Consider the following 17,107-nt stretch of genomic DNA (forward strand, 5'->3'; position numbering starts at 1 on the left):
CCCGTGCCGGCTGACCGCACACCGTCCGCGTACTCCTCCGGCCTGCCCGCCCTGGTGGCGCGGCACGCCGAGCAGACCCCGCAGGCCCTGGCCGTGATGGACGGCGATACCACGCTGACGTACGCGCAGCTGGTCACCTCCGCCCGCGCTCTGGCTGCACACCTGCACGACCATGGCGTCCGCCCCGGCGACCGGGTGGCGCTGCTGGTGCCGCGATCGGCTCGCACGCTCGTCGCGCAGCTCGCGCTGTGGTGGGCAGGCGCGGCGTGCGTGCCGCTCGATCCGGCACACCCGCGTCCGCGTACCGAAGCCATGCTCGCCACCGCCGGGGCAACACTGACCGTCGGAGACGGCAAGCTGCTCGAATCCGCGGCCCCCACGGGCGCCACCCTGGCGCTGCCCGACGATCCACTGCTGACCGGCGCCAAGCTGCCCGCGGTTGAGCCCGGCCCGAACGCGACGGCGCTCGTCCTGTTCACCTCGGGGTCCACCGGCCTCCCCAAGGGCGTGACGGTCACCCACGGCGGCATCGCCCGACTGGTCACCGCTCCGCAGTACGCCACCGTCACCGCCCGCGACCGGGTGCTGTTCCACTCGCCGACCACCTTCGACGCCTCGACCTTCGAGGTGTGGTCGGCCCTCGCCAACGGAGCCGCCGTGGTGGTGTGCACCGTCGAACGGCCCTCCTTCGAGGATCTGGCCCAGCAGGTGGAGCGGCACGGCGTGACCGTGGCGTTCTTCACCACGGCGCTGTTCCACCAGCTGGCTGCCCGCCGCTCCCGGGTGTTCTCGGTGCTCCGCACAGTGGTGGTGGGAGGCGAGGCGATGGCCGCCCAGCATGCCCGAGCGGTGCTGCGCGCGTTCCCCTGGCTGGAGTTGGTCAATGGATACGGGCCGACGGAGACGACGACGTTCGCGACGACGCACAGGGTCACCGATGCGGACTGCGACGGCCCGGTGCCGATCGGCCGCCCGGTCGCCGGTGCCGTCACACACGTCCTGGACGGGACCGGGCAGCCGGTCGCGCCGGGCGAACACGGTGAACTGTGGATCGGCGGCAGCCGTCTGGCAAGCGGATACGCGGGACAGCCGGAGCTGACCGCCGAACGCTTCGTGGACCATGCGTCGCTGGGCCGCCTGTACCGCTCCGGCGACCTGGTCTCGGTGCGCCCGGACGGAGTTCTGGACTTTCACGGCCGCGTCGACGACCAGGTCAAGGTCCGCGGATTCCGCATCGAGCCGGGCGAAGTCGAGCACATCCTGCGCGAGCAGGCGGAGGTGGACGACGCCGTCGTGACCGCGCGCCGGCCCGCAGCGGACGACGCCCGCCTGGCCGCCTTCGTCGTAGCCGCACCCGGCCCGGTACCCCGTGCCGAGACGCTGAGAGCGCGGCTCGCCGAACAGCTGCCCGCCCATCTGGTCCCCGACGAGCTGACCCTCGTGGAGCGGCTGCCCCTGACGGTCTCCGGCAAGGTGGACCGGCGCGCGCTCACCGCTCTTCACGGCAGCGCCGACGCCGAAGGCGCGACCCAGGCGCTGACCCCGATCCAGCAGGCCGTCGCCGAGGTGTGGAGCCGCAGCCTGGGCTGCGAAGTGAACCGGCCGGACGCCGACTTCCTCGCCTACGGCGGCCACTCCCTGCTCGCTCTGGTCGTCACGGACGACCTGCGCGAGGAGCTCGGAGTGGAGCTGTCCCTGCCCGACTTCTTCGCCGCCCCCACGGTGGCCGGACAGGCCGCCCTCGTCGAGCGCGCCCTGCTGGCCAACCACAGCGATCTCCACCTCGACGCGCCGGAGGACACAGATGCCCACTGACAGCACCCCCAGCTCCGTCACGCTGCAGGAGGAACTGCTGCGCAGGGCCCGGGCCCGCGCCGGCACCCGCCCGGCCGCCCCCGTCCCCACAGCTGTCCACGCCCAGGGGCCCGCCCCGCTCTCCCACGCCCAGCGCCGGATGTGGCTGATGGACCACCTCGGCCAGGGAGGCTCCCTCTACAGCGTGCCCTTCGCCACCCGGCTGCACGGGCCGCTCGACGTGGACGCCCTCACCGTCGCTCTCACCACGCTCGTACGACGCCACGCCATCCTGCGCACCCGTTACGGTCAGCGCGGCGACGAGCCGTACCAGGAGACGCTCCCCGCGCCCGACACGATCGCCGTGCCGGTGGTGGAGGCCGACGGCGACGGCGTGCAGACGCTCGCCGAGGAGGCGCGCCGTCCGTTCGACCTGGCTGCGGGTCCCCTGCCGCGCGCCCTGGTGCTGCGGCACGGCCCCCAGGACCACACCGTGCTGCTGACCTTCCACCACATCACCATCGACGGCGGGTCGCTGGAGACCGTCGCCGACGAACTGACCCAGCTGTACGCAGCCACCGTGGACGGACGCCCTCACGAACAGCCGGAGCCGCCGCAGTACACGGACTACGCGCGCCGCGAGCACGCGGCGGCCGGCCGCCTCGATGAAGGACTGGCTCACTGGACTCGCCGGCTCGCCGGGGCCGTACCACTGCGGCTGCCCCGGCCCGCGCACCCTTCCGCCGACCTGGGCACGCGGCCGGCCGTCGCCCGCACCACGAAGCTGGACGCCTCGGTGCTGCCTGCACTGCGCGAGCTGGGCGGGCAGCACCGGGCCACCCTCTTCACGGTGTCCCTCGCCGCCGCCTTCGCCGCGCTACAGCGCTTCACCGGCGAGGACGACCTGGTCATCGGCTGCGCCGCCACCCACCGCGAGGGGGCCGCCATGCGCGGTCTCGTCGGACTGTGCGTCAATACCCTTCCGGTACGTGTGAACCTGTCCGGCGACCCGGAGTTCGGGATCCTTGTGGACCGGGTGCGGGACGCGCTGCTGGAGGCCCAGGAGCACCGGGACGTTCCCTTCGACCTGATCCTGGAGCGGCTCGGCGCCGCCGTGCGGGACGCCGACGGCACGCCGCTGGTGCGGGTCACCGCGGACGTCCTGCGGGAGCCCACGGCGCTCCCGCTGCCCGGCATGGTCGCCGAGCCCGTCGAAGTCGGCCTCGGCGAAGCCAAGTTCGACCTGTCGTTCGGCCTCATGGACACCGACGAGCCCGCCTGCCTGGTCCAGTACGGGCCGGCAGCCCTGGCGACGGAGGCGGGAGACCAGCTGGCAGACGCCTTCGCCGACCTGCTGGCCGCGGTCGCCGTCGACCCGGAACTGACGCTGTCGCGGCTGCCCGGCCGGCCGTGGGCGGTCCAGGCCGACGCCAACTGCCATCCGGCCGAGACCCGGCTGCGGACGCATCCGCAGGTGAGCGATGCGGCAGTGCCGCAGTCGGCGACCGGACCGCTGATCGCCTATGCCGTCCTGCGGGAGACCGGGGGCCCCTCACCCGCCGAGTTGCGGACCCATCTCCGGTCCGCCCTCGCCCGGGAACTCGTCCCGGCCGCGGTGACACTGCTGGACGCGATGCCGCGGAACGCCGACGGCGCACTGGACGCCGACCGGCTGCCCAGCGCGGCATCAGCCTGCGCCCTGCACGGGGACCGTGCGCACGCGGTGACGGCGGCGTTCACCGCTTTGCTGGGCCGGACCTCCGCGCCGGACGACGACTTCTTCGTCCTCGGTGGCCATTCCCTGATAGCCGTGCAACTTGCGGAGCGCTTGCGCACCGGGCTCAGGCTGCCACTGACCGGTCTCGATGTGATGCAGAACCGGACACCGCGCGCACTCACCGCGCTGCTCGACGCGCGTGAGACGGAACGCGCGACCGCGGCGGCCTCGACGGCCCCGCCGGTGTCACGTACCCGGCGGGCACGCGAGGGCACCGTGCTGGTGACCGGCGGCACGGGCGGCGTGGGAGCGTTCCTCCTGCGCGAACTCGCCGCCCAGGGGAGGCCGGTGCTCGCGCTGGCCCGTCCCGAGTCGGCACATCTGGTAGCCGGGGACGGTGTGGATGTCGTCGAGGGTGATCTGACCGACCTGGACGGCCTGCGCGCCGCCGTGGAGAGTGCGGACGCGGTGATCCACGCCGCCTGCACCTTCACCCGTCCCGAGGTGGACGTGGCGGCGATGGAAGCGATGGTCGACGCCTGGCACAGCGGCCCGTTCGTCTTCGTCAGCAGCGTGGACGCCTACGGACGCCCCACGGAACAGTGGGTGGCCGAGGAGTCGGCCTCCCAACAGCCGTTGAGCGCGTATGGACAGGCGAAGCTCGACTGCGAACAGATGCTGATGCGGGCGGCGGGCACCGGGGGCCGGGGCGGGGCCAGCGTCGTACGCTCGCCCATCGTGTGGGGTCCGCACGACCGGCTGCGCGATCAGTTGCGCTGGGGCGCGACCAGGTTGCTCTATCAGGCTGCCCTCGCCGGAGAGCCGATCACCCTCCCACGCCCCGGCACAGCCGGGCGCGACTGGTACGGCGCCCCGTGGGTCCACGCGGCTGCCCTGGCCCGTGCTGTGACCGCCTGCCTGGACACGCCCGTCCACGGGGTGGCCAACGCCCTGAGCGGTCACGTCGCGTGGCAGGACCTCGCCGCCGAGCTGCGTACGCTCCTCGCCGGCGACAGTGAGATCCAGCTCGCCGAGCGGGTACATCCGGACCTCGACCACCCCTGGCGCTACCGCGCGGACCGGCTGGCCACCGCACTGCGCGAACAGCCCGGGGAGGACTGGCAGTCCGTAGTCGCTGCGATGGTCCACGCCTCCCGGGCCTGAGCGCCCGGGAGAGCGGGCCACGCGATCAGCCCTCGGCGCGGGCCGGGGGCTGATCGCGTCCGTGCCAGGCGCACAGGGCACGGACCGGCAGGTATGCCTCCGCACACTGCACGATTGCACGGCGGCACAGATCAACGGCGCTCCGCGGATCAGTTGGCGCGGCCGGACTTCGCTAACCGCGAGCACCGCACGCCTGACGCCTGGTCAGGGGTTCCGTCGAAGCCGTGCCGAAAGGTGGTGCTGCAGGGGTTGACCGACCGCCGCGAGGTCATGGACGAAGGCGAGCGTGTCTTCGTCCGTCACGGTGTAGCGGCGGCGGGTGGCGTTCACCTCCTTGGCCGTGGGAGTGAGAGCCACCTCGTGGGTGGTGAGGTCGACCGTACCGGCGTCGGCGCTGCCGACCAGGATCTCCGCGATGCCGGTGGGCTGGGTGATCAATGCCTCCACACGTCCATCGGGTTGGAGCCGCCACCAGCCGCTCTCCCGGGCCGACGGCCGCAGCGGGGTACCGTCCGCGCCGAGCAGCCAGGCGCGCGCCGCGTAGTGGAGAAAGGGCCGCCCGTCGTGGCTGAACGTGACCTCCTGCGCGTACGTGAACTCCTCGTCGAGCGTCGGATATCCGCCCCGGCCCCGGCCGGCCCAGGTACCCAGCAGCCCGATCACCGGCGCGAGCAGTGCGTGCGGTGCGGGTGCCTCGTCCGATCGCAGGGCGTCGGGGTACGGGGGCTTCTGGGCGGGGTCGTACATGATGCGCGCTCCTGGGTCGAGGCCGGTGCCGGACGGCAGCTTAGGCGGACGCGCGGACCGCCCGGGCGAAGGCTTCGCTCAGCATGAACACGGCGCGGGGGGGGCGGAGTACATGACGGCTGAGCCGGCACGGAGATGGGGGTCGACTCTCCAAAGCCGTCTCGGAACGGCAACCGCGGACTCTGCGCCCAGCCGCACCGGCCACGGGTCCGCGCGACTACGTGTGCGAGTACGCAGTTTCCCGGATGCCGGGGAGGCTCGCCGCTGTGAAAATCGCTCCACGAGCCGTGCGTCGGGGCAGGCTGGATGCTCTCTGGCGTTCTTCTCCCTTAGGTCGGAGCTGTTTCGGTCGGCCGACGCGTCACCGGCGTCGAGCAATATGGGAGCGGTACAAGGAAGGCAACGCATGAACCAGCGTCAGCAAGTGGAATTCCACGCCTCGTGCGGGCACCTGATCTTGGCTCCGGCCGACCGCGCCGAGCAGGACGTCCGTTGCCCCCACTGCCACCAGGTGGTCCGGGCCCCGTCGGCCGATGTTCCATACGCCTCGCCCGTGCTCGCGCCCGATCCCGCGCCGGCCGGTGCGGCGGAGCCGACCGCCCTGACCGCCCTCTACGTGACCGCGCTGATGGCCGGTGTGCTGGGCGCCGCCCTCGTCTACCTGGTCATGTTCAACGAGTTCTCCGAGTCCGAACTGGTCACGATCACCCCGCTGTGGCTCTTCCCGATCGTCTTCGGCCTGTACGGTTTCGTCTCCCAGCGGCTGCTGCGCCGTATCGCCGCGGGGCGCGCGGGAACCCTTGGCCAGGCCGCCCGCATGTCGATCGACGTGGCCGGTCTTTGGGCGGCCCTGGTGCTCTTCCCATTCCTGGTGCTGAGGTGGCGCAGCTCCCTGCTCGTGTCGCTGGCGGCGGCGGTCTTCTGGGCCGTACTGCTGTGGCTCTTCTTCGCAGTGCTCTTCCCGACCCTCTGAGCGCCGCCACGGCATCACGCAACGCGACGAAGGGAAACAGCGATGTCGCCATCGGTCTGCTTGATGTTTGAGGCAGCTCGCACTGGCGTCTGAGAACGGTGAGAAGCAGGTAACGAACTGTGCCGCTGACCTTTCCGTCTCATGCCGCCGTGACGCCGTTGAAGATACGGCGGCCTGACTGGTTCGGCGGCGTCGCGCTAGTGGTCGAGTCCACCGCGCCGGATCTTCCCTACGCGGTGGGCGCGCCCTTGTTGACGTACGGACACACCTGGGCCGGACTCGCCCTGTGGGGAGTCCCCTTGAGCGTTGTCGCCACCCTGCTCATCTGGCAGTCGGCACCTACCGTCGCCGCGCTCCTGCCGGGATGGTGGCGTGAGTACGGCAGGTGCGCCATCGCTGGTACGTCACGGTGATCTCGGCGTGGGCCGGAGCGGTCACACACCGGCTCTGGGACGACGTCACCCACGACGGGCCGGCCGGGACGTCACTGGGCTTCGCCGTGCTCGGCAGACCCGTGGTGCCCGGCATACCGTGGTGGGTCGCACTGCACACGGCCTCCACGCTGATCGGATTCGTCGGCTGGGTCTGGGCCACCGTCCACATCGGGCGTCGCGCGGCCCGTACTGTTCTGGGCGTCGGTTGCGGTGACGACGACGCTGGGCGCCGTCGCCTCCGCGCTGCTCCCGGACGGACGTATCCCGATCGTCTTCTTCGAACGGTTGCTGTGCATGTCCGCGGGCGCGTTGGCGCTGACCGCGGCTGTCGTGAGCGCCGTGAAGGTCGTCGTCGTATGGGTGCTTGGGCACGGCTGGGCGCGGACCCGTTGTCAGCCGTTGACCTCGAACGCCAGCGCGGCCAGTAGTACCACCCAACTGAGCGTTCCGACCACGCAGATGTCGTAGATGCGGCGCCGCAGCCACCGCGGGCGCCGTTCGGGGTCCGGCCACACCATCTGCTGGAGGGTCAGCAGCAGCCCCAGCCCGAAGCCGCACAGGCCGAGGAGCGACACGGGACCCGGCACGAGCAGGCCGTTGCCGAACATCCACGCCTCGCCGCCGAGATAGCGCACCGCAACCGAGGTCGGCTGGTCACCCTTGCACCACCAGGGACGGTCCGGCGAGTTGCCGTAGCACCAGCTTCCCGGCCGCGGCGGCACGTACGCGTCGCCGCGGCCGCCCTTGAGCGTGACGTGCTCGATCTCCGGTCCGCCGTCGTCCGGGCGGAAGGTGCCGGAGCACCAGTACGTCCGGACGACGTCACCGTCGGACGAGGTCGACTCGTGGTCCACGCACCGCTCGACCGCGAGCCGGCCCGGGGTGCCGACCCACCCGGCACCGGCGAGGACCGTCGCGCCGAACAGCCACGCCACGTACAGCCCAGCGATGGCCAGCGACAGGGCGAAATAGGCGGAGATGCCGCGAAACGCCAGAGAGGTTCGGTCGGTCGTGGTGGCGGACTCCCCGTCCTGCGTCGCCATCAGACCCGACCCCGGCGGGCGCGCAGGGTGCGCGTCACGCGCGTGATGCCGTAGCCGAGCAGCCACGGCAGCGCCGTTGTGCCCAGGACCAAAACGTAGAGCACGCCCAGAAAGTCGTCCCTCTGGATCGGATCGTCCAAGGCATCCACGGGGAGCATCGTGTGGGTGACCGGAAACCCCACCGGCTCCAGCGGCACCAGCACCGACCACAACCGTGGCCGCCAGCCGGGTCTACGGGCGCACCACACCCCCAGGGTGCCCATGATGAAGGGCCCGAACGGCACCCACAGCACCACCGGGAAGAGCAGCAGCACCCACCAGTCGTCCGAAAACCCGCCCGTCATCGAAGCCCCCGTCGTCGTCCGTCGCGTGAGTCTCCTCCGCGGCATCTCCTGGAGGCTTCAGGGGAACTACGTAATCGAGTACGTAGGTTCAGCGCCCGGACCGGGTCGTCCAAGCCGCCGAAGCCTCACGGCAGCGCGTGTACGTGCGGTCCCACCGCGCCCCGACCACGCATTGCCCGCCGCCGCGTCCCAGTTCGTCGACCAGGTCGTCGCGCCCGCAGGCTGGGATACGTCTTCAACGGCTTGAAGGAGCCGCAGCCCGTGCCCGGGCTGCTGGGCCCGGTCGGCCGTAAGAAGGCCAGCGGCTGGTCAAATACACCGGACACCAAACCCCGACCACCTCCACCCGGCCTGGTGGCCCGCGTTGGGCTGGGCGTCGCCCGGGCCCGCCCCGGGCGGCACACCTGCGGAATACGTAGCCGGATACGTGGTTCTACTGAGGTCCCTTCCCTCCCAGCCGTCTACGTTCGACGAGTCGGATGGCGCGAACGGTGTTGAGGGGACTGAGTGACAGACAACGCCCATGGAATGCGGGGCAGTTGGGTGACCTTGCTGGTGGCGGGGAGTCTGCTGGCCGGGTGTTCGGCCCAGACGGATGACGGGGCTTCCCGGCAGAGCGGTTCGCCCTCGGCCAGGACGTCGCCGAGCGCCGAGGCAACCCCGTCGGGCGGCTCGTCCGCCGCCACTTCCGTCTTCACGCCCGATGCCTCCCTCGTCCCCCTGACCTCGAAGGACGGGCGCCGCCTGGCCGAGTCCGTCGTGCTCGCCCCGCGCGACTGGGGCCAGGGTTTCGTCGCCCAGGATCCGGGCGAGAGCACCCCGGGCACCTGGGCCGTGCTGAACGAGAGCTGTCGCTGGCAGCGTGAGAAGCTCCCGCACGGGGTGCTGGCCAGCGCGTCCCGCTACAGCAGGCTGCCTGTCGGCGGCGGCAAGGGCGCGGTCAATGTGACGGCCGTGGCCACCGTGCACGCCTCCGTCCTCGGCGCCGACGAACAGCTGAGCACCACCCTCGAAGAGGTGCTGCGCTGCCCGGAACAGCGACCCCGGTCCGACGAGCGGATCACGGGTCTGATGTCGCTCGGCACCCCCTTCGGCACCCGCGAGCAGGAGTACGCCGACGACTCCGTCCTCGAGGCCGGCGAGTATGTCGGGAACGGCGGTGCCGCACAGCCGTACCGGTGGATGGTCGCCCGGCTGGGCACGGTCGTCGTGGCCGTCTCCGTGACGGGCGCGAAGGGGAACACCGCGCAGGAACTCGAACAACTGGGCAGCAAGGCCCTGGCTCAGATGCTGACGCGCACAGAGCAGCGGCTGAAGGGGAAGTGATGGAGCCTCTGCGTACTTCCGACCCCACCAAGCTGGCGGGCCACCGGCTGCTCGGACGGCTCGGCGCGGGTGGCATGGGTGTGGTGTACCTGGCCCGCTCGGCCGGCGGAACCCTGGTCGCCCTGAAGGTGATCCAGGCCGAGTACGCCGAGGACACCGATTTCCGGGAGCGGTTCCGGCGCGAGGCGGACACGGCCCGCCGGATGACCAGCCCGTGGGTGGCGTCCCTCGTGGACGCGGACCCCGAGGCGGCGCAGCCCTGGCTGGCGACCGCGTTCATCCCCGGCCCCTCGCTCGGCGAGGCCGTCGCCGCGCACGGGCCGCTGCCGGTGCGGAGCCTGCGGGTGCTGGGGGCGCGGCTCGCCGAGGCGCTGCGGGAGCTCCACGCGGCAGGTCTCGTGCATCGGGACGTCAAGCCCGGCAATGTGCTCCTGGCACTCGACGGACCACGGCTGATCGACTTCGGTGTGGCCCGTGATCCCGAGGACACCGCGCTCACCTCGACCGGTGTCGTAGTCGGCACGCCGGGGTTCCTGCCACCGGAACAGGCGCGGGGCGGGCGGGATCCGGGACCGGCCGGAGACGTCTTCTCGTTGGGCTGCGTGCTGGCCTTCGCGGCGACCGGCCGCCCTCCGTTCGGTACCGGGTCGCTCGACGCGCTGCTGTACCGCACCGTGCACGACGCGCCGGACGTGGAGGGTGTTCCGGCGGAGCTCGCCGAGGTGGTGGGCGGCTGTCTGGACAAGGACCCGGAGCTGCGGCCCACGGCCGAGGCGCTGTCCGAGGCCCTCACGAACGCCACGCCCTCGTCGCCCGCCTCGCTCCCCGACCCGCGGGAGGCCCTGCGGGCGGTACGTCCTCAAGCGCCCGAGGATGAAATTCCCGGCGAGGAGGAGCGGCCCCCCGGCGACGAGGCCTGGCTCCCCGAGCCGTTGGTCCGGCTGATCGCGGCACGGTCGGCCGCCGGGCTCGCGCTGCCCGCCGTCGACGACACCGAGGTCGACCCCGCGTCCGCCGGCACCGCGCCGACGGACACCACAGCCACTCAGCCTCCGACCCGTGCCGTCGGCAGGCGCCGTTTCCTGCTCCTGACCGGGGGCGCGACGGCTGTCACGGCCGGGGGCGGACTGGCCGCGTGGTGGGCGCTCTCCCGTGACGGCAAGAACGACGGCCCCGCCCCGACGGCCACCGGTCCCGTGCACACCCTCGGTCTGCACGCTGACCTGACCGGCGATCAGAAAGCGGTCGGCCGGGCTCAGGAGCGGGGGCTGCGGCTCGCGGTCGACGCGTTCAACTCCCGTGCGGACAGACCCTTCACACTCGCCGTGAAGACGGTGGACGACGGCGGCGATCCGGCCCGGGCACCCGAAGCGGCCAAGAAGCTCGTCGCCGACCGTTCCGTGCTGGCCGTGATCGGTCCCACCACCGACGCCACCGCCCTGACCTCGCTGGCGACGTACGACGCCGCCTCGCTGCCCCTGATCGCGGTGTCGCCCGGCGCCACCGTGCTGGGCGTGACGGGCAGCCGGTCCTTCCTGCACGCCCGGGTGACGGACACGATCCTGCCGCTCTACCTCGACGCGTACCTGCGCGGCACCGCGAAGTCGCGCACGGTCGGGATCGTCGACGACCGGGCGGCGGACGCCTACGCCTGGGAGATCAGCAGCATCCTCGCCAAGATCCTTCGGGACGAACGGCATCCGGCCGTGCCGAAGGTGGTCAGCGCGTTGCGCACCGATTTCGGGCCGACCCTCGACGCCCTGCTGGACGGGGGCGCCGACTCGGTGGTCTTCGCCGGCCATCACGACCGCGCCGCGCTGCTGGCCCGGGAACTGAGCAGCCGTGACTTTCCGGGGGCCAGGGCCGCCGCGCAGGGGGTGCTCGACGACCGGTTCCTGTCCGCCGCGGGGGACGCGGCCGACGGCTGGGTGATCGTCGCCCCCGTCATGGACGCCGCCGTGGCGCCCGAGGCGAAGGCGTTCACGGCCGCTTACCGCAAGCGTTTCGACGCGGAGCCGGAGCGGTACGCCGTGGAAACGTACGACGTGGCGCAGCTCGCCGTGAAGAGTCTGGGCTCGCTGACTGCCGGACGCCGCACCCGGCAGAACCTGACGACGGCGCTGCGCTCGGCCACGTACAAGGGGATCTCCAGGAACCTCGCGTTCAACAAGGCGACCGGGGCCCTGGTCGCCGACGGCAGCGGGGTCTACCTGTGGAAGGTCGACGGCGGCCGGTTCGCGTACCAGGGCGCGGCGCCCTTCCAGGTATCCACCTGATGGGACGCTGATGGAGCCGTTGCGCGGCGCCGACCCGGCCAGGATCGCGGGATACCGGTTGCTGCGTCGGCTGGGCGCGGGCGGCATGGGCGTGGTGTACCTGGCCCGCTCCCCCGGAGGTGCGCTCGCCGCGGTGAAGGTGATCCGCGCGGCGCACGCGTACGACGCGGGATTCCGGGCGCGTTTCCGCCGGGAGGTGGAGACGGCGGGCAGGGTCACCAACCCCTGGGTGGTGCCGCTGCTCGACGCGGACCCGGACGCCGAGTCTCCGTGGCTCGCGACGGCGTTCGTGCCGGGGCCCTCACTGGCGGAGGCGGTGGAGGAGTGCGGCCCGTTGCCGTACGGGACCGTCCGCGTCCTGGGGGCGCGGCTGGCCGAGGCGCTGGACGCGGTGCACGGGGCGGGTCTTGTGCACCGGGACGTCAAGCCCGGCAATGTGCTGCTCGCGGTCGACGGACCACGGCTGATCGACTTCGGTATCGCCCGGATGCCGGAGGACACCGCGCTCACCGCCAGCGGGATGGTGGTCGGCTCCCCCGGATTCCTCTCCCCCGAACAGGCCCAGGGCAGGGGCCGGGAGATCGGGCCGGCCAGTGACATCTTCTCACTCGGCTGTCTGCTGGCGTACGCCGTGACGGGCGAGCGCCCTTTCGGGCGGGGCTCCGCGGCCGAGATGTTGATGCGCACGGTCCACGACGAGCCGGACCTGGACGGCGTACCGGAGCCGTTGCTGCCGCTGCTGCGGGAGTGCCTGGTGAAGGAGCCCGGCTCCCGGCCGGCCGTGGCCGAGGTACGGCGGGCCCTGGACGGTGCGGGCGAGGGCGGGGGCTGGTTGCCGGAGTCCCTGATCCAGCTGATCGCGCGCCGTTCGGCCGCCGTGCTCGCCCTGCCCGCCGTCGAGGCGACCGAGGTGTCCGGGGCGACGGCGGCCGACGCACCGCCCGGCGACGAGACGGCCGTCGGCCCGGGAGGCGCCACGCGCCGCCGCTTCCTGGTCCTGGGCTCGGCCGCCGGAGTCCTGGCGGCCGGCGGAACGGCGGCCTGGTGGACGGCGAACCGCCCCGTCCGCGCCTCGGCAACGGACGGCGCCGAGGCGCGGCTGCCGCGGCTGGTGGTCGCCCTGCACGCCGACCTGAGCGGCAGCGGCCGTACGACGGGCCGCGCCCACGAGAACGGCGTACGGCTCGCCGTCGACCACCTCAACTCCCGCGCCGGCCGCGGCTTCGACCTGACACTCCAGGTGCACGACGACGAAGGCAGCGCGACCCGGGCACGGCAGGTCGCCCGGCGGCTGGCGGCCGACGACCGGGTCCGCGTCCTGATCGGGCCGACCACCGACGCCTGCGCGAAGGCCACCCTCGACCTCTACCAGCAGGCACGGCTCCCGATGGTCTCCGTGTCGGTCGGACTCGACGACCTGTCCTCCACCAAGTACCGGGTGTACGCGGCCACCCGCCCCGGCGACGCGACCCTGACGGTGCCGATCACCGCGTACCTCGTTCGCACCGCCGACGCCCGCAGGACGGTGCTGATCGACGATGCGGCCGAAGGCGACTTCAGCTGGAAGATCTGCGCGGGCATCGATGACGCCGTGCCAGCCGGGCAGCGCACCACGGTCCGGCGCACCCTCGCCGCAGCGGACGATTCGGACGGCGTCTTCCGTGCCCTCGCGGAGTCGGTGACGGACGCGGGAGCGGACGCGGTGGTGTTCACCGGCGGGTACACGCGGGCCGCGCGACTGGCCCGCGCGCTGCGCTCCGCCGGCTACTCCGGTGCGCGGCTGGCCACCCAGCGCGCCCTCGACTCCCGCTTCCTCGCCTCGGCGGGCGACGCCGCCGAGGGCTGGGTCTTCGCCACGGCCTTCCTCGATCCGACCCGGGCCACGGCCGCGAAGTCGTTCGTCGCCGCCTACCGCGCACGATTCGGCACCGCCCCGCCCTGGTACTCCGCCGAGGCCTACGACGCGACGCTCTTCGTGGCCCGAGCCATGACGGCCCTGGGCGCGTCCCGCGAGGAACGGGGCGCGATCGTGGGCCGGTTGCGCGAGACCGACTACCAGGGAATCACCAAACGGCTGCGCTACGACTCGTCCACCTACCGCTACACGGACGCGATGTACCTGTTCCGGGCGACCGAGGGCGCCTTCCGCTGCCTCGGCGACTACCGGGACGCCACGGCCTGAACCATGCGTCGTGCCTCGACTGTGGTGTGCCGTGTGGTGGGTTGTTCACGCGCGACGGTCCAGGGCCGCACGCGTCATGAGGCCTGCCAGTGCCGAGCGGGACGGCACGGAGGTCTTCCGGTAGATGGCCGACAGGTGGGTCTCGACCGTGCGGCGGCTGAGGTACAGCTTCGTCGCGATGGCTTGGTTGCTCAGCCCTTCGGCGACGAGTTCGGCGATCTCCCGTTCACGTGTGGTCAGTTGGTCGAGTTCCGTGGGTGCGCGCATGGATTCCTCGGCCTGGGGACGCACCATCGAGGCCAGGTCGGACAGCAGGCGCGCGCCGCCGTCGTCGGCGAGACGGCGGGCCCGCTCCCACATCGCGACGGCGCGCGAACCGTCGCCGGCGGCCTGCGCCTGGACGGTCGCCAGCAGCAGGGAGTACGCCTCCCAGAGCGTCGCACCGGACGGCGCGTACTCCTGCGCGGCGCGCTCGAAGAGGTGTGCGGCCGCGCGGCTGTCACCGTGGTGCTGGGCGAGCGCCGCCTCGGCACGCAGTGCCGCCCCGCGCTGACCGTGAAGACCCATCCGGTCGGCTTCCTCGACGGCTCGTGCGGCCCAGCGTGCGGCCTGCTCGGCGTCGCCGATGGCGATGGCGGTGCTGACGAGGGTGTCCAGCTGGCCGGGGCGTATGGAGGGCTGCAGCCCCAGGAGTTCGGGACCGCCGGCGTTCAGGATGGACTCCTGCGCACGGTGCGGGTCTCCGCTCACGAGCGCCGTGTGACCGAGCATGCACCTGGCCAACGACGCCCACCAGTGTCTGCTGCCACCGGCCGCTGCCACTGCCTCCTCGGCGGTCGTCAAGGCCCTGGTGTCACCCAGGGGACACCGCACGAGAAGGATCAGCGCCTTGAAGCACAGGGTGAAGGCCAGGAGATCGCTGCTGCCGATGGCTCGTGCGACGGCTTCCGCCTCCTCGGCCGACTCCAGGGCGGACGGCAGCCGACAGGTGCTGAGGTGCACGAAGGCCTTGCTGCTCAGCAGGTGTGGCAGGACGTGGACCTGACCGCTGCGGCGGGCGATGTCCAGACCCCGGTCGGCGTGGCGTTCCGCGTCGGCGTAGCGCTCGAGCAGGCCTTCCGCCCAGGCCAGCCACACCAGCGACTCGCACAGTTCCGTGAGGTTGGGGTCGGTGAGAGAGTCTGCGAGCCCGGCGGCGACATCGGCGAACCGGCGGGCCGCCGCCGTCTCCCCTTCGTATGCCTCTCCCAACGCCCCCAGCGCCAAAGCCCCCATCTCTCCCATGAGGTCGCCGTGGGAGCGGGCCACCGCGAGCGTCCGCTCGATCTCGTTACGGACGTCGGGGTAGGAGACGGTGTTCAGGGCGGCCATGCCCAGCGCGAGTCCCATGGAGACCGCCTGGCGGGGCTCGGGGCCGGGGCTGCGGGTCAGTTCTCGCTGCAGCAGGGCTGTCGCTTCCGGAGAGTGTCCGAGATGCCGTTCCATCATGGCGCACAGCGCTATCGCATCCCCGCGCAGCGATGCGTCGTCCTGGCCGGACTTACTGATCAGCGTGTGGAGCAGGTCACGGCTTTCGCGCAGGCTGCCGCCCACACCGAGTGCTCTGGCGCGCGCCAGCGTCAACTCTCCACGCTGCTGTGCGCAGGCGGGCGTGTCCGGCATGATCCGGAGGACGACGTCCAGAAGATGGGCGGCCGTCGCCGGCGCCGTGTGGGCGAACTGGGCGGCCGCCTCACTCAACACGGCCGCCGAGACGGGATCCCAGCGGACCAGCGACCGTTCGACGTGATGAGCACGCTCGGCGGCGGAGGCACCTGCCCGGGCCAGTTCGTCCGCCGCGTCGCGGTGGATCTCGGCACGGCGTGGTGCGGCGGTGTTCTCGTAGACCAGTGCCCGCAGCAGCGGGTGGCGCAGTGTCCAGCGGCCGTCGGACCCCATGCGCAGCAGATCGCGCCGCGCCAGTGCACCGATGCAGTCGTCGAGTTCCTCCGGCGTGGTGTGTCCGGTCGTCAGGTTCAGCATTGTGTGCGTGGCATGGTCGCCGAGGACCGCCACTGCTTCGGCGGTACGGCGCTGCGTCGCGGTCAGCGCAGTCAGTTCGTCCAGGAGCAGGGATCCCAGTCCGCTCGGCACTGCGGACGCGGTGTCGTCGTGGGCCCGGACGGTGGTGCCGCGCGACGACGCGCCATGCCGGTAGGCGTGCAGAAGGCAGTGGAGGTACAGCGGGTTGCCCTCGCTGGATTCATAGATCTGCTTCGCGTCGCCCGGTGGCAGGTCGGAGGCGAGCGCCTCGATCGACGCCTGCTCGGGCAGCGGTCGCAGCGCCATGCGCAGTACGGCCCGACTGTCGACGCCGCGTGTCAGAGCAGCGGCAAGGGAGTGCGGCGTCTGCCGTTCTCGTCGGGCCACGACCAGAAGCACCCGGCCGCCCACCGGGTGCCGGATCACATGGTCCAACAACTCCAAAGACGCGGGATCCGCCCAGTGCAGGTCGTCCAGGGCCATCACCAACCCGCTGCGCTCCCCGAGCCTGGTCAGCACTTCCGCGACGGCGCGATAGAGGCCGAACCGGTCACGGTTGCCCGAACTCGAATCCGAGCCCTGCACACTGTCGGCTCCGCGCAGCACCGTTGCCGCCACCTCGGGCACGGCATCCGAGTCGAGAAAGGCACGATCGACGTCGGCGAACGCGTCCGTGAACGTCTGGAACGGAGTGTGCTGCTCGTACTCCGTGGCCCTGCCGCGCAGCACGGTCAGCCCATCCTGCCGCGCCCGCGCACAGAGCTCGCTCAGCAGCCGACTCTTCCCCATGCCGGCGTCTCCGGCGATGTCTACGACAGCGGGAACGCCGTCCTGCCCCAGACTGCCGATCACCGAGATGAGCCGCTTCAGTTCGTCAGCTCTGCCGACCAGCATCGTCGCCGTCTCGTCCCACGCCGGTTCCACCGCGTCTCCATTCCCCACCACGTCCGCGTGTTCATTCCCGAGTGGTCGCTCCTCCGCAACCCTGCCTGCACAACCAGCCGATACCTTCATAGAAACGTCATCATCCCCGGCGGGAGCCGACTGCACAGTCCCTGGAAGCGTCATTCGACCAGGTAGATTCC

General features: G+C 72.0%; 12 protein-coding genes and 1 pseudogene. 8 read left to right on the forward strand and 5 right to left on the reverse strand.

What is annotated here, in order from left to right:
- The first annotated feature begins 3 nt into the window (after positions 1-3).
- Entirely contained in the window at positions 4-1,815 is a 1,812-nt protein-coding gene (locus tag ACFYXH_RS25610) for an amino acid adenylation domain-containing protein (protein ID WP_389567268.1), read from the forward strand.
- Positions 1,805-4,675: a condensation domain-containing protein gene (locus ACFYXH_RS25615; protein WP_389567271.1), complete on the forward strand. Its 2,871-nt coding sequence runs from the start codon at positions 1,805-1,807 to the stop codon at positions 4,673-4,675. The genes ACFYXH_RS25610 and ACFYXH_RS25615 overlap by 11 nt, the downstream gene beginning before the upstream one ends.
- 204 nt (positions 4,676-4,879) lie before the next feature.
- Here the strand turns inward: ACFYXH_RS25615 and ACFYXH_RS25620 are convergent, their stop codons facing one another.
- A complete protein-coding gene (locus tag ACFYXH_RS25620; protein WP_389567274.1) occupies positions 4,880-5,422 on the reverse strand; it encodes an FABP family protein in 543 nt (180 codons plus the stop codon).
- A gap of 406 nt (positions 5,423-5,828) precedes the next feature.
- On the opposite strand from ACFYXH_RS25620, the gene ACFYXH_RS25625 reads away from it, so the two are divergent.
- From ACFYXH_RS25625 to ACFYXH_RS25635, 3 genes are all read left to right on the forward strand, one after another.
- Complete coding sequence (locus ACFYXH_RS25625; protein ID WP_389567276.1) at positions 5,829-6,395, forward strand: hypothetical protein; 567 nt, start codon at positions 5,829-5,831, stop codon at positions 6,393-6,395.
- 119 nt (positions 6,396-6,514) lie between these two features.
- Positions 6,515-6,808 (forward strand): DUF4184 family protein, encoded by a 294-nt coding sequence (locus tag ACFYXH_RS25630; RefSeq protein ID WP_389567278.1) that lies wholly within the window; start codon positions 6,515-6,517, stop codon positions 6,806-6,808.
- Positions 6,805-7,257: a DUF4184 family protein gene (locus tag ACFYXH_RS25635; protein ID WP_389567728.1), complete on the forward strand. Its 453-nt coding sequence runs from the start codon at positions 6,805-6,807 to the stop codon at positions 7,255-7,257. Before ACFYXH_RS25630 ends, ACFYXH_RS25635 begins: the two co-directional genes overlap by 4 nt.
- Here ACFYXH_RS25635 and ACFYXH_RS25640 read toward each other — a convergent pair.
- The 3 genes and pseudogenes from ACFYXH_RS25640 to ACFYXH_RS25650 all read right to left on the reverse strand — a co-directional run.
- Positions 7,222-7,872 (reverse strand): hypothetical protein, encoded by a 651-nt coding sequence (locus tag ACFYXH_RS25640; protein ID WP_389567282.1) that lies wholly within the window; start codon positions 7,870-7,872, stop codon positions 7,222-7,224. The two genes, ACFYXH_RS25635 and ACFYXH_RS25640, sit on opposite strands and share 36 nt — an antisense overlap.
- A complete protein-coding gene (locus tag ACFYXH_RS25645; protein ID WP_389567285.1) occupies positions 7,872-8,216 on the reverse strand; it encodes a hypothetical protein in 345 nt (114 codons plus the stop codon). Before ACFYXH_RS25645 ends, ACFYXH_RS25640 begins: the two co-directional genes overlap by 1 nt.
- 125 nt (positions 8,217-8,341) lie before the next feature.
- Positions 8,342-8,566: pseudogene (locus ACFYXH_RS25650) on the reverse strand (chitinase); the annotation flags it as partial.
- Between the two features lie 157 nt (positions 8,567-8,723).
- On the opposite strand from ACFYXH_RS25650, the gene ACFYXH_RS25655 reads away from it, so the two are divergent.
- From ACFYXH_RS25655 to ACFYXH_RS25665, 3 genes are read left to right on the forward strand one after another with little or no spacing between them, the layout of a single operon-like run.
- Entirely contained in the window at positions 8,724-9,542 is an 819-nt protein-coding gene (locus ACFYXH_RS25655; protein WP_389567288.1) for a hypothetical protein, read from the forward strand.
- The gene (locus ACFYXH_RS25660) at positions 9,542-11,818 is read left to right on the forward strand and encodes an ABC transporter substrate-binding protein (protein WP_389567290.1); all 2,277 of its coding nucleotides are present in this window, start codon (positions 9,542-9,544) and stop codon (positions 11,816-11,818) included. Before ACFYXH_RS25655 ends, ACFYXH_RS25660 begins: the two co-directional genes overlap by 1 nt.
- Positions 11,819-11,828: 10 nt before the next feature.
- Positions 11,829-14,000, forward strand: a complete 2,172-nt coding sequence (locus ACFYXH_RS25665; RefSeq protein WP_389567292.1) for a bifunctional serine/threonine-protein kinase/ABC transporter substrate-binding protein — start codon at positions 11,829-11,831, stop codon at positions 13,998-14,000.
- Between the two features lie 45 nt (positions 14,001-14,045).
- Here ACFYXH_RS25665 and ACFYXH_RS25670 read toward each other — a convergent pair whose 3' ends face one another.
- Positions 14,046-16,946: an ATP-binding protein gene (locus tag ACFYXH_RS25670; protein WP_389567295.1), complete on the reverse strand. Its 2,901-nt coding sequence runs from the start codon at positions 16,944-16,946 to the stop codon at positions 14,046-14,048.
- Between the last annotated feature and the right edge of the window lie 161 nt (positions 16,947-17,107).

Origin of the sequence: Streptomyces sp. NPDC002730 (genome assembly GCF_042888805.1) — a bacterium.
GTDB lineage: Bacteria > Actinomycetota > Actinomycetes > Streptomycetales > Streptomycetaceae > Streptomyces.